Below are 12,993 nucleotides of genomic sequence, written 5' to 3' on the forward strand. Positions count from 1 at the left end.
CTTGCTATGAAGCTCTTTAAAGAAGCTTCTAAACTTGGCTCATTCAATACTAGCAAATTGCTTTTCCGTATGTTTCATATAATGAATTAACTTCGAGTTTTTCTACTAATAAAGAATGATAATTTTTTATAGTTAGTCACATCACCGAAAAGATGATGTCCCAACTTTAATTTTTAGCATCCTAAATCAGCAAAAATCCACACAAGTTGTTCTTTGATTTAAGCTTTTAAATAATTACTTAGCTTGTCGTCCAAGCCTAAGTTGTATCTTTGCTTAGCATCGTTGTTATTAATTAGTAACACCGTTATCGCTGAGCAGGCTGACTATTATATAGATTTTAATATCGTTGTCAACACTTAATTTTTAATTTTCTCTAAGCTGACCAGCTTCAATCTCTCGATTTGCTGCCCGATGTCCGTCTTAGTGAGGGCGTATTATAGAGGGTTTATTTTTTCTGTCAACTGCATTTTTAATCTTTTTTGAAATAAATGACCAGTGGCCATATTAAGGCAACTAAGCGCCAATTAACTTAGCCATAAAGTCTAACCTTTAACTTTGGTGTTTAAGGTTGAGACAATGCCCGACAAAGCATAAATAATGCCAATGGCTAAAATACCCACTGGAATATCATATAAAACAATACCCATAACTAATACAGCAATAATCAATGCCACAAAAGGAACTTTCTTTTTATCAAACTCTTTAAAGCTGTAGTATTTGAGGTTACTGACCATAAGTAGGCCACAAATCACTACCCACACCGCAGCAATGATCATCACCTGAATGTCATACTGACCAATCCACTGGTCGTGATCAATAGCAACCATCACTGCACTTGTGACTAATATCGCCGCTAATGGACTGGCCAAGCCGACGAAGAACTTTTTGTCTACTTCGCCAATTTGTACGTTAAAGCGTGCCAAACGAAATGCGGCACAAGCTGTAAATACGAACGCACAGGCAATGCCTACCCGCCCTAAGGGCTGAAGCGCAAAGCTATAGATTAAAATGGCGGGTGCCACACCAAAGGCAAGCATATCTGCCAATGAATCATATTGCTCACCAAAAGGGCTTTGCGCATTGAGCATGCGTGCTACTCGGCCATCAGCACCATCCAAGATAGCGGACAAAAAGATGGCCAAGGAAGCTTTGTAGAAGTGACCTTGAGTACTAGATAGAATTGAGAAAAAACCTGATAACAAGGACAGCGTAGTGATTAGGTTGGGTGCCAAATACACACCGCGGCTGACCACAGGCTTACCATCTGCTACCTCTTGCTCAATCACTTCAAAGGTCAAGCTATCCAAGCCTTCAATACCAGACTCTGTCTGACGTGTAGGCTGCGGATGATTAAGCGGTGCCTCATCTGGCTGCGATGAATCTGGAGTCGTCATACTACATCCCTCTAGGATCTAACCTGCAATTATTCGTCAATTCGTTTTCTACTAATCGCTATTCGCCCACTAGCCAGCGCACGTTTACCGCTTGGCTTTGTGGTAAATCAGGCGCATCTTCAGGGCGCATTAAAGGTTGGATGAAGTTTAAAATCTGACGCGCATGTTGATCAAACTGCCAAGGCGGATTAATAATGAGCATACCGGTACCGTTTAGGCCCACTGCCACATCATTCGGATAAATATTTAGCTCACACAGTAGCTGCTTACGAATACCGGTACGCTTCATCTTTTTATAAAAAAGCTCAACCGCTTCAATATTTTTGATAGGAAACCATAACGCATACACGCCTTGTGGCCACTTGGTCATAGAAGCGACCAACAGCTCCACTAAACGAGTAAAGTCTTTGTGCTCTTGCTCATAAGGCGGATCAATTAAAATCACACCGCGGCGCTCTACGGGCGGAATCACTGCGCGAATACCTTCAAAGGCATCACGGTTGTGAATACCGATAGGCAATTGATACAGCTGATAGTTTAGGGCATCGTATTCGGTGTTTTTAAACTCAAAAGCTTCTGCGCGCACCTTAACTTCAGGATGTTTTTCAACATGATTGGCGATCCACCAAGGTGATCCTGGATAGACATACTTGTCATAAGTCTGACGGGCTTGTTTGATATCGTCTACATACTGACGAACCGCTTCAGGTGCTTCAGAGACATCAGCCTCCAAAATCTTTTGGACACCGGCTTTGGCTTCGCCTGTTTTTCGTGCCTCTTCACTGCTTAGTGAGTAAAGACCACGACCACCGTAAGCATCAAGAGCATAATAAGGTTTGCCCTTTTTACTCATTTGATTCAGCAGTTGTACCAGTAAAATGTGTTTGGCAACGTCGGCAAAATTACCGGCGTGATAGGCATGTTTGTAATTCATAAGTTAGCTTGTTTTAGTGTAGAAAGGTTCATTATCAAAAATTAGTTCTATGGTAGCATAAGCTGGTTTAAAATGAGTATATTAATGGTTAATAGTACCCATCTAGACCTATAACTCAGCACTTTTTAACTGCTACGCTCTGTTTTACCAACTTTTTGGTTTAATAAAGTAGTGATAATCGGGAATCCACCAATGGCCTCAGTCGTTAAAACGACCCTTACAAGCAGCTTAATTGAAAACAGCTTAAATGATAGCCCCTTAATTGAAATTGAAAGCAACCTTAACACTACCCCTTGCACTCCCCAAGACCCAATTACCATAGCCATTCCACCACCTTTAACTCCCGACGATTTAGTGCAATCCAAACAGCTGGCGCAGCAAGTGCTAAAGCAACTGCCTCCTGACACAGACTATTTATCGTTAAGTCCTTCACTCAAACAGGCTCTTGTGCCCAAATTTGATTTAAGCGACACCCAAAAGATGCTTGAACAAGCTGACTTTGCGGTAGATTGGGCAAAAAGACTTGATGCAGACATGCTCGATAGCTTTGTCAAGCAAGGCTTTATCGTCTTAGATGATCTGTATCAGCCCACAGCGTTATTGGCGCTGCAAGCAGAAAGTGGCTTTGTTGAGTATCGAGATGCCAAGCTGACTGAAGGCGTACGCAAAACGGACATTCGCGGCGATAGAATTCGCTGGATTACTAAGGACTTTTTTGCCGGCTTTTACTATCTCAACAGCATTAATGATCTGGCCTTTTTGTTTAATCGCACCTTATTTGCCGGTATTCGTCACAGTGAGGCGCATTATGCCTGCTATCCACCAGGATTTGGTTATAAGTGGCATTCTGATAATCCGGTCGGCCGAGATGAGCGGGTAATTTCGGCGGTATTTTACCTTAATGATGACTGGACACTTGATGACGGCGGTGAGTTGTCTATTATAGACAGTGAGGGACAGACGCATCAGCTTATGCCCAAAGCCAATCGTTTGGTTATCTTTGATAGTAACTTGCTGCACCAAGTCGAGCTTGCCCATCGCCAGCGCTACTCTATTGCCACTTGGCTACGCTGTGATGATGCCCTGCTCATTGCCGAGCCCCTATAGCGAACGGCAGGCTGATGACTTAATAAGGCGCTATACGTCATAAGCCCTATGCGGCATACTACAATTGCCCCACCCCTTTTTTAGCCCTATCTTTTAGCCTTTACTTTATATCTTGAGGAATTTATGCACACAAGCGACCCATCGAATACCGCCACTGACCATCAGCAACAAACCTTAGAGCTTAGTATTGAGCTGATGTGCCGAGACTCTGTGACACCTCACGATAAAGGCTGTCAGGAGGTATTAGTTGAGCGTTTAAGCCCGCTTGGATTTGCGCATGAGTTTATGTATTTTGGTGATGCGCAAGCCAGCGGACGCGATGCACAGGTAAAAAATCTATGGGCCAGACGTGGCAACCAAGACCCTGTGGTGTGCTTCGCCGGCCATACCGATGTGGTGCCTACCGGTAATCCGGACAATTGGCGCATTGCACCTTTTGACGCCAAAGTACAGGATGGCTACCTTTGGGGACGTGGTGCGGCTGATATGAAAACTGGTATTGCCGCCTTTACTGTCGCTACTGAGCGCTTTGTCAAAAACCATCCTGACCATAATGGCTCAATCGCCATGCTGATTACCTCAGATGAAGAGGGCCCATCAATTAATGGTACGGTTAAAGTGGTTGAGGTTTTAGAAGCACGAAATGAGAAAATAACCTATTGCTTAGTCGGTGAGCCATCAAGTACAGACAGCTTAGGTGATGTGATCAAAAATGGACGCCGTGGCTCGTTGGGCGGTATTTTAACGGTGACCGGCAAACAAGGCCATGTCGCCTACCCTCATTTAGCGGTTAATCCAATCCATGCTTTATTGCCTGCTTTGGCTGAGTTTAGCGTTACCGAATGGGACAAAGGCAATGACTTTTTCCCAGCAACGTCGATGCAAATCTCAAACATCAACGGTGGTACTGGTGCAAACAATGTGATTCCAGAAACCGTTGAAGTGGTGTTTAACTTTAGATTCTCGACTGAAACCACCGAAGAAGAATTACGCGCCAAAACCCATGAAATCTTGGACAAGCACTTTGCCAATACTGAGGCTACCTATGAGATTGACTGGAAATTATCAGGCCATCCGTTCTTAACTGCTGAAGGCAAGCTGGTGGATGCGTGTAAAGTAGCCATCAAAGACATTACCGGTACCGACACTCAGTTATCGACCTCGGGCGGTACTTCTGACGGCCGCTTTATTGCGCCAACTGGTGCGCAAGTGGTCGAGCTTGGCGTGCGTAATGCAACCATTCATCAGGTGGATGAGCGTGTGGAGATTGATGATATTGGTAAACTGGCTCAGATTTATGAGCGTATGCTAGAAGAGTTGTTGCTGGGTTAGCGCTGTTTTGTCAGGTGTCTTTATAATGCCTCATACTCAGATATGATGCTGTTTTAGGGCACTGCAGTGCGACGTGATAAAAATAAAGCCAGTATCTTAATTAAGACACTGGCTTTATTATGACCGAATTTTATATGACTCAGCTTATAGGACATGGTTTATAGGACTGAGCCTGACAAACCTTAATACTTTAAATAGCCTTGGCTTTATAAAAATTAGCTAGTCTGCCTCATCAATCCAGTTCATTTGAATGGCCTCAAGAATGCCTTCGTTCGACTTTTGAGGGTCGTCATCGAAGTTTTCAAGCTCAGTTACCCAGCGGTGCAAGTCGGTAAATCGAATATATTGTGGGTCGGTATCTGGAAACTTCTCAACAAGCTCGATAGCGATATCGAGGCTGTCGGTCCATTTTAATTTTTGCGGCGCCATAACGCTGTCCTTATTTTATTCATCAGTTTTTTATATAAAAAGCTCATAGGAACGACTCACCCGTCCTATTTATAAGCTCAATTTTATAAGCTCAATCGTAACAAATTTGCCAGTTGGTATATAGCCTATTTTTTCAAAATAGGTTGTTACTGAGACTTGATAGCAGTTTGGTTGGCATTCCAAGTGTTAATAACTTCGGTCAAATGCTCACCTTGCATGCCAATACTTGAGGGCAGCTGCTTGCCTTTTTTATTCATCAACACAAATTTGGTGAGACCAACGGCCATCAACGTATTTTTGACATAAAAGTGGTGCTGAAAATAAACGTATTTTTCATCCCACCCCTCTAAAGTACTGGTCACCGTCATTTTACTCAAAAACTTGATTTGTTTGAGATATACCATCTCTTGCATCGAGATAATCCAGTCCATGCTCAGCCCGCCTAGACCATTTTTTTTGAGGATGTTGTACAGCCAAGCGGTGACATTGAGCTCAACAAAAGACAAATAGCGGTAGTTGGGCAGGTGATCTCGAAACCCCATATCATGCGGCAGTACGCGATAGCTTCGGCTAACGGGCGTGAACAACTCCGCTTGTGTGAGTTTTGGTTTTTGAGCGGTGGTGACGCTGTCAGCGGATGGCCGCTGCTTTGACTCTTGTTTTAATAAAGCCAATAAAATAAAAAAACGAATAAGCATGTTCATAAGTCACTCTCCCACCCAGATACGGCGTTTTTGACCGATTAAAAGCGGATTTTTAGTCTATTACTGCCTAAAATAACCGAGGTTAACATAAAACCTAATAATCCATGTAGGCGTTAGTCTATACAGGCATACCTCACTTGTCAGCTTTGTTAATAAAAAAAATTACTTTTTTAAGGTTGAAAAGATACTCAATCAACCCCACTTTTAGGACAACCCCATAGCTCATAGCAGAATGCAATCGTTACCCTTGATATTCTGTTAAACAACAATATTTTTATGAGTGATATGGGTAAACTTTTATCAACTTAATTGAACTTTTAATGGAGTGAACAATGAATATTCGCCCTTTACATGACCGCATCGTTGTCCGCCGTGTGGAAGAAGAACAAAAAACGGCCGGCGGTATCTTATTGCCAGGTTCTGCTCAAGAAAAACCATCACAAGGTGAAATCCTTGCTGTGGGCAATGGTCAAATCCGTGAAAACGGTGAAGTACGTGCTTTAGACGTAAAAGTTGGCGATAAAGTATTGTTTGGTCAATATGCCGGCCAAACCGTAAAAGTTAACGGCGAAGAATTATTAATCATGAAAGAGTCTGACGTATTGGGCGTACTAGAAGGTTAATCTACACGATTATTGACCTTCTTTTTTGGGATAAACAGATGGCCTAGACAATCCAATATTACAAAAACAGATTGGCTAAGCTTACGCGTTCTACCAGACTATTATAATCAAACACTCATTAACTAAAATAATTGGAGAGTATTCTCATGGCTAAAGACGTAAAATTTGGCATTGACGCTCGTAAACAAATGATGGACGGCGTTAACGTTCTAGCAAACGCTGTAAAAGTAACCCTAGGTCCTAAAGGCCGTAACGTGGTTATCGATAAATCTTTTGGCGCCCCTGCCATCACTAAAGATGGTGTTTCTGTTGCTAAAGAAATCGAACTTGAAAACAAATTTGAAAACATGGGTGCTCAGCTGGTACGTGAAGTGGCGAGCAAAACCAATGATGTGGCCGGTGACGGTACCACGACTGCAACTGTATTGGCTCAAGCTATTCTTGTTGAAGGCATGAAATCTGTTGCTGCTGGCATGAACCCAATGGATCTTAAGCGCGGTATCGATAAAGCAGTTGCTGCTGCGGTTGAAGAGATCCACAACATCTCTACCCCAGCTGATGACTCTAAAGCCATTGCTCAAGTGGGCTCTATCTCTGCTAACTCTGACACCAAAATTGGTGAGCTAATCGCTGAAGCCATGGACAAAGTGGGCAAAAAAGGCGTTATCACCGTTGAAGAAGGGTCAGGCTTTGAAGACTCATTAGAAGTGGTTGAAGGCATGCAGTTTGACCGTGGCTACATCAGCCCATACTTTGCAAACAAGCAAGACAGCCTAACTGCTGAATTTGAAAACCCATACATCCTACTTGTTGACAAAAAAATCAGCAATATCCGTGAAATCGTGCCATTACTTGAGCAAGTAATGCAGCAAAGCAAGCCACTATTAATCATCGCTGAAGATGTTGAAAACGAAGCGTTGGCTACTTTAGTTGTGAACAACATGCGCGGTGGTCTAAAAACTTGTGCCGTGAAAGCCCCAGGTTTTGGCGATCGTCGTAAAGCCATGCTACAAGACATCGCTATCTTAACTGGTGGTACGGTGATTTCTGAAGAAGTGGGCATGAGCCTTGAAACAGCAACCATCGAGCAACTAGGTACCGCTAAGAAAGTAACCGTTGGTAAAGAAAACACGGTTATCGTTGATGGCGCTGGCAACAAAGCTGATATCGAAGCGCGCGTTGAGTCAATCAACCGTCAAATCGAAGAGTCAACTTCTGATTACGACAAAGAAAAACTACAAGAACGTGTGGCTAAGCTTTCAGGCGGCGTTGCTGTGATTAAAGTAGGTGCAGCGACTGAAACAGCTATGAAAGAGAAGAAAGACCGTGTTGACGATGCGCTACACGCAACTCGTGCTGCCGTAGAAGAAGGCGTGGTACCTGGCGGTGGTGTGGCTCTAGTACGTGCACTAAATGCACTTGCTGACCTAAAAGGTGACAACGAAGATCAAAACGCAGGTATCAACATTCTACGCCGTGCGATGGAAGCACCACTACGTCAAATCGTAACCAACGCAGGTGATGAAGCGTCTGTTGTGGTTAACGAAGTGAAAAACGGTTCTGGTAACTATGGTTACAACGCAGCAACTGGCGTCTATGGCGATATGTTAGAGATGGGTATCCTTGATCCTGCTAAAGTATCTCGCTCAGCACTAGAGCATGCTGCCTCAGTAGCTGGCTTAATGCTGACCACTGAAGCGATGATCACTGATAAGCCACAAAGTGATGACCCAATGGCAGGCATGGGCGGCGCTGGTATGGGCGGCATGGGTGGTATGGGCGGCATGATGTAACTTTCATGAACAAAATGAACAAAATGGCTGCGTACAGTATTGCCCATAAAGCTCGATGTACTTGATGTACAATCTTTACTTTATATCCTGCACTGTACGTTGCTATTTAGTCCATAAAAGCTCGTTTATACTGTTTTAGAGCTACCCTACTATTTGCTTAATATCGTTTAAGTAAGCAAAATCCAGTAGTAAATAAACCCCGATAGGCAATGGCTTATCGGGGTTTTTTATTGGCTTATTTACTTTAATTCGTTGACTTTAAAAATCATTTCGAATTACTGACTGGCCTCATCACGTCTAAACACCCACGTTTTATCATCAGACAGCTCATCCACATAATAGTAGCCGGCCAAATCAAACTGCTTTAAGTCTTCCGCCTTGGTAATTTTATTATCAGCTGCATATCTCACCATCAGACCGCGTGCTTTTTTGGCATAAAAGCTAATCATTTTGTATTTGCCATTTTTCTCATCTTCAAAACGGGGGGTGATGATAGCCGCATCCAGTGATTTTTTCTTCACCGCTTTAAAGTATTCGTTTGAGGCAAGGTTAATTAGGATATTATCTTCGCCCTGCTCACTTGTGTCTTTCATACGCTGATTGATCACATCCGTAATATGCTCGCCCCAAAACTCATATAAGTTATCGCCTTGCTCATTTTTAAGCTTAGTACCCATCTCCAAACGGTAAGGCTGAATCATATCCAGTGGCTTTAAAACGCCATATAACCCTGACAAAATACCTAGGTGCTCATTTAAATACACAACGGTTTGTTTATCCGCACTATACATATCAAGACCGGCATAGACATCACCATCAAACAGGTAGCCGGCCGGTTTGGCATTGTCTTCAGTAAACGGTTTGTCCTCGCTCCACGCCCAGTCTTGATTGCGCTGTGCATTAAGCTGTGCCAAATCATCAGAGATACTCATAAGCGCTTGTAAATCTATTGGCTCCTTTGATTTCAAGATTTTCATCAATGCTTGAGCATCTTCAATTAGCTCAGGCTGACTATAGTAATTACCGACTTTCACCGACACTGCATCTTTTTCATTTAAGCTCTTAGCAGGAGACAATACAAAATACATAACTTTATCCTTAGCCTTGTGCGGTTAAACCACATGCTTTAACTGATATTTTTGATTGTTATTAAACATAAGTCATCTTTTGCGCTGCTACGATAAGCGCAAGCAGGCTAAGCCTATCATAACTTGTGGCACAGTGACAGATAGCCACTGCCTATAATTGTCTTCATACACCCACCTTTCATCTGCCATCTTGCCTTTGAGCGCCTATATTTTACAGTCCACCTTGCCTGCTTTTTACACGGCTATAGATAAAACTTAGTTATATATAAAGCCGTGTTGTCAATACTATATAAATTAAAGTTTGTTAATAAATTTAACTGGTTGGTCATGTTTCTACGATGATTTTTTTTAATTTATATTCTTATAATAAATCTCGATGATGGTATTTGAATAACCATTTATTAAATTGATAACCCTTGGTTGTAGTTAACACAACCAGAGGTTTTTGACCGCCAACCCCATTGCGATCAAAGAACCGACTTAGACAAGCGGAAGGTTTAGATCAATCACATAAGCTAGGAGCGAATATGATAATAGGCACAATACAAGCCAAGCAGGCATTTGAAGGTCGTGTTGCCATTACGCCAGATGCGGTAAAAAAGCTTACCAAACTGGGCCACGAGGTGATGATTGAGTCGGGTGCCGGCCAGCATGCCTATTACGATGACACCGCATATACCAACGCCGGAGCCCGTGTCGCTAGCGAATCTGAAGTGCTGTCGCAATCTCATATTATTTGTGTGGTGCAAAACCTAACTGGCGAGCAAATCTCTCAGCTGTCATCAGGCAGTATTGTGATGGGTATGCTTGACCCCTACCGCAATGACCAACTCGATAACTATGCCAAGCAAGGCGCTACCGCTTTTGCTATGGAATTATTACCACGTACCTTATCTCGTGCTCAAAACATGGACGTACTCTCCTCACAAGCCAACCTTGCCGGCTATAAAGCTGTGCTTATGGCAGCCAATGAATACGCGCGTCCCTTCCCTATGTTTATGACCTCTGCTGGTACCGTAAAACCTGCCAAAGTGGTTATTTTAGGTGTGGGTGTAGCAGGCCTTCAAGCCATCGCTACGGCGAAACGCTTAGGCGCTGTGGTAGAAGCCAGTGACCTACGCCCTGCTGCCAAAGAGCAGGTCGAGTCCTTGGGCGGTAAGTGGCTTGATGTCCCGATGAGTGAAGAAGAAAAACAAAAGGCCAAATCAACCGGTGGCTATGCCTGGACACCCTCTGAGCAGTACATGAAAGATCAAGCGGCTGTGGTCGATAAAGCGGTATCAAATGCGGATATTATTATCACAACGGCGCAAATTCCTGGCCGTAATGCCCCGCGTCTGGTGCATAAGACTACGCTGGATAAGATGAAAGCTGGCTCCGTATTAATTGATATGGCAGCAAGCTCAGGCGGTAACGTGGAGGGTACGGTATCAGGCGAAACTGTGGTTACAGACAACGGCGTGCGCATTATTGGTGCCGCCAATATTCCCGCCACACTTGCGGCGCAATCATCGGACTTGTACGCAAACAACTTGGTGAATTTTATTGCCACCTTATTTGACAAAGAAAATGACAATGCACTGACTATTAATCTTGAAGATGAAATTCAGGGGGCATTAGCAGTGACCCATAACGGTGAGGTGCTTTTACAACGTAGATAGTGGGTCCTATAAGTCTGCAAGGATTGCGATGACTCGCCACTCACTTGTGAAAAATAATCAAGCACACTATACGAAAAACTTTAGAAAGACATTAGGAGAAGATTATGCTTGCTACGTTATTAGCAACCGCACCACTGGGGGTAGCCGTGACAGGGGGTACTCCGTTTGTGGCCATATTTACAATTTTTGTTCTGGCTATCTTTGTGGGTTATTACGTGGTTTGGGGAGTTACCCCTGCCCTACATACACCGCTGATGGCTGTGACCAATGCCTTATCCAGTATCGTTATCGTTGGCGCCATGTTGCAGACCATCCATATCGATGGCAGCGCACTGTCTATTACCAGTATTTTGGGCGCTTTTGCGGTATTTTTAGCCAGTATCAATATCTTTGGCGGCTTCGCGGTGACTGAGCGTATGCTTGCTATGTTTAAACCAAAAGCCAAAAAAACCATCAACACTGAGCCAAAAGGAGGTGATGCATGAATCCAACTGACTTAACCCAAATGAATTGGATTGCAGCCCATGCCGATTGGTTCTATTTAGTAGGCGCCATCTTATTTGTGCTAACCTTACGTGGCCTATCAAGCCCTAAGACCGCTATTCGTGGTAACCGTTTAGGTATGGTGGCCATGGCCATCGCTGTCATCACCACCTTCTTCTTAGCTGATGGCCCGGTACTGTGGTTAATCATCGGTGCCATGGTATTAGGCGCTTTGGTGGGGATGTGGAAAGCCAAAACTGTGGCCATGACTCAGATGCCAGAGACGGTAGCCTTGATGCACTCCTTTGTGGGTTTGGCAGCAGTGGCTATTGCCTTAGCGACGGTATTAAATAGCACTCATGATCACAGCACCATCGCCCGTATCGAGCTGTTTATCGGCTGCTTTATTGGTGCCATTACTTTCTCAGCCTCTGTCTTCGCCTTTGGTAAGCTTGCCGCTAAAAAATGGGCAAAAACGTTGACCGGTGGCTGGGTCAAACCAGTTCAGCTTATCTTATTTGTGGCCATGATTGGTTGCGGCGGCCTGTATTTTGTTACGGACTCTATGCCGGCCTTCTACGCCATGACTTTTTTTGCAGTGATCTTTGGTTGGATGTGGATTGCCCCTATTGGTGGCGGTGATATGCCGGTGGTGGTCTCACTATTAAACTCATTCTCAGGTTGGGCAGCAGCCGGTATTGGTTTTACCTTAGGTAACTCAATGCTTATTATTGCCGGCTCACTGGTGGGCTCATCAGGTGCTATTTTATCTTATATCATGTGTAAAGCCATGAACCGCTCACTGCTTAACGTCTTGTTTGGTGGCATGGGCACAGCAGCAGCGGCAACCGGCAGTGATGACGGTGCACCAAAAACTTATAAGTCAGGCTCTGCTGAAGATGCCGGCTTCTTAATGAGTAATGCCAGTGATGTTATCATCGTGCCTGGCTACGGCATGGCGCAAGGCCGTGCGCAAAACGCTGTAAAAGAGTTATATGAAGTCTTAAAAGAGCAAGGCGTAAATGTTCGCTTCGCTATTCACCCTGTGGCAGGTCGTATGCCAGGTCATATGAACGTACTGCTTGCCGAAGCCGATGTGCCTTATGACGATATCTTGGAGATGGATGAAATCAACTCAGATTTTCCAAGTACCGATGTGGTATTGGTGATTGGGGCAAACGATGTGGTCAACCCTTCTGCCAAAGATGATCCTAGCTCACCTATTTTTGGTATGCCAATTTTGGAGGCATCCAAAGCACAAACAGTGATGGTTATCAAACGCTCAATGAGCACAGGCTATGCCGGCCTTGATAACCCGCTGTTCTATTTAGACAAAACCATGATGATCTTTGGTGATGCTAAGAAGATGGTAGAGGAGATGGTGCGCACTATTAATGGTGGTGGTCACTAACGCTATCTTGCACAGACAATCTATCTGGCACAGG

Annotated in this window: 12 protein-coding genes; 7 read left to right on the forward strand and 5 right to left on the reverse strand. The window is 44.0% G+C overall.

The window, feature by feature from the left end; translation table 11 throughout:
• Positions 1–542: 542 nt before the first annotated feature.
• Positions 543–1,394 carry a CDP-diacylglycerol--serine O-phosphatidyltransferase gene (gene pssA, locus JMX92_RS09650; RefSeq protein WP_011959925.1) on the reverse strand — a complete coding sequence of 284 codons (852 nt, stop codon included), beginning with the start codon at positions 1,392–1,394 and terminating at the stop codon, positions 543–545.
• A 58-nt stretch (positions 1,395–1,452) separates the two neighbouring features.
• The gene (locus tag JMX92_RS09655; protein ID WP_011959924.1) at positions 1,453–2,328 is read right to left on the reverse strand and encodes a 23S rRNA (adenine(2030)-N(6))-methyltransferase RlmJ; all 876 of its coding nucleotides are present in this window, start codon (positions 2,326–2,328) and stop codon (positions 1,453–1,455) included.
• A gap of 192 nt (positions 2,329–2,520) precedes the next feature.
• Between JMX92_RS09655 and JMX92_RS09660 the strand changes: the two genes are divergently transcribed.
• Together JMX92_RS09660 and dapE are read left to right on the forward strand one after the other, a co-directional pair.
• Positions 2,521–3,435 carry a 2OG-Fe(II) oxygenase gene (locus tag JMX92_RS09660; RefSeq protein ID WP_201545386.1) on the forward strand — a complete coding sequence of 305 codons (915 nt, stop codon included), beginning with the start codon at positions 2,521–2,523 and terminating at the stop codon, positions 3,433–3,435.
• 123 nt (positions 3,436–3,558) lie between these two features.
• Complete coding sequence (dapE, locus tag JMX92_RS09665) at positions 3,559–4,767, forward strand: succinyl-diaminopimelate desuccinylase (RefSeq protein WP_201545389.1); 1,209 nt, start codon at positions 3,559–3,561, stop codon at positions 4,765–4,767.
• 219 nt (positions 4,768–4,986) lie between these two features.
• Here the strand turns inward: dapE and iscX are convergent, their stop codons facing one another.
• Together iscX and JMX92_RS09675 are read right to left on the reverse strand one after the other, a co-directional pair.
• The gene (iscX, locus tag JMX92_RS09670) at positions 4,987–5,196 is read right to left on the reverse strand and encodes a Fe-S cluster assembly protein IscX (protein ID WP_011959921.1); all 210 of its coding nucleotides are present in this window, start codon (positions 5,194–5,196) and stop codon (positions 4,987–4,989) included.
• A gap of 146 nt (positions 5,197–5,342) precedes the next feature.
• Positions 5,343–5,900 (reverse strand): acyl-CoA thioesterase, encoded by a 558-nt coding sequence (locus JMX92_RS09675; protein ID WP_110816238.1) that lies wholly within the window; start codon positions 5,898–5,900, stop codon positions 5,343–5,345.
• A 332-nt stretch (positions 5,901–6,232) separates the two neighbouring features.
• Here JMX92_RS09675 and JMX92_RS09680 point away from each other — a divergent pair, with 332 nt between their 5' ends.
• Both JMX92_RS09680 and groL read left to right on the forward strand, forming a co-directional pair.
• The gene (locus tag JMX92_RS09680) at positions 6,233–6,523 is read left to right on the forward strand and encodes a co-chaperone GroES (protein WP_011959919.1); all 291 of its coding nucleotides are present in this window, start codon (positions 6,233–6,235) and stop codon (positions 6,521–6,523) included.
• Between the two features lie 146 nt (positions 6,524–6,669).
• Positions 6,670–8,316 (forward strand): chaperonin GroEL, encoded by a 1,647-nt coding sequence (gene groL, locus JMX92_RS09685; protein WP_011959918.1) that lies wholly within the window; start codon positions 6,670–6,672, stop codon positions 8,314–8,316.
• 275 nt (positions 8,317–8,591) lie between these two features.
• Here groL and yaaA read toward each other — a convergent pair whose 3' ends face one another.
• Positions 8,592–9,404, reverse strand: coding sequence for a peroxide stress protein YaaA (gene yaaA / locus JMX92_RS09690; RefSeq protein WP_201545391.1), 813 nt, complete (start codon positions 9,402–9,404; stop codon positions 8,592–8,594).
• Between the two features lie 527 nt (positions 9,405–9,931).
• Between yaaA and JMX92_RS09695 the strand changes: the two genes are divergently transcribed.
• The 3 genes from JMX92_RS09695 to JMX92_RS09705 all read left to right on the forward strand — a co-directional run bounded on the left by JMX92_RS09695 (position 9,932) and on the right by JMX92_RS09705 (position 12,959).
• Positions 9,932–11,065 carry a Re/Si-specific NAD(P)(+) transhydrogenase subunit alpha gene (locus JMX92_RS09695; protein ID WP_110816236.1) on the forward strand — a complete coding sequence of 378 codons (1,134 nt, stop codon included), beginning with the start codon at positions 9,932–9,934 and terminating at the stop codon, positions 11,063–11,065.
• Between the two features lie 167 nt (positions 11,066–11,232).
• Positions 11,233–11,550: a proton-translocating transhydrogenase family protein gene (locus tag JMX92_RS09700; RefSeq protein ID WP_201545413.1), complete on the forward strand. Its 318-nt coding sequence runs from the start codon at positions 11,233–11,235 to the stop codon at positions 11,548–11,550.
• A gap of 20 nt (positions 11,551–11,570) precedes the next feature.
• Positions 11,571–12,959: an NAD(P)(+) transhydrogenase (Re/Si-specific) subunit beta gene (locus JMX92_RS09705; protein WP_110817291.1), complete on the forward strand. Its 1,389-nt coding sequence runs from the start codon at positions 11,571–11,573 to the stop codon at positions 12,957–12,959.
• Positions 12,960–12,993 lie beyond the last annotated feature (34 nt).

Source organism: Psychrobacter sp. H7-1, assembly GCF_904846585.1.
Classification (GTDB): domain Bacteria; phylum Pseudomonadota; class Gammaproteobacteria; order Pseudomonadales; family Moraxellaceae; genus Psychrobacter; species Psychrobacter raelei.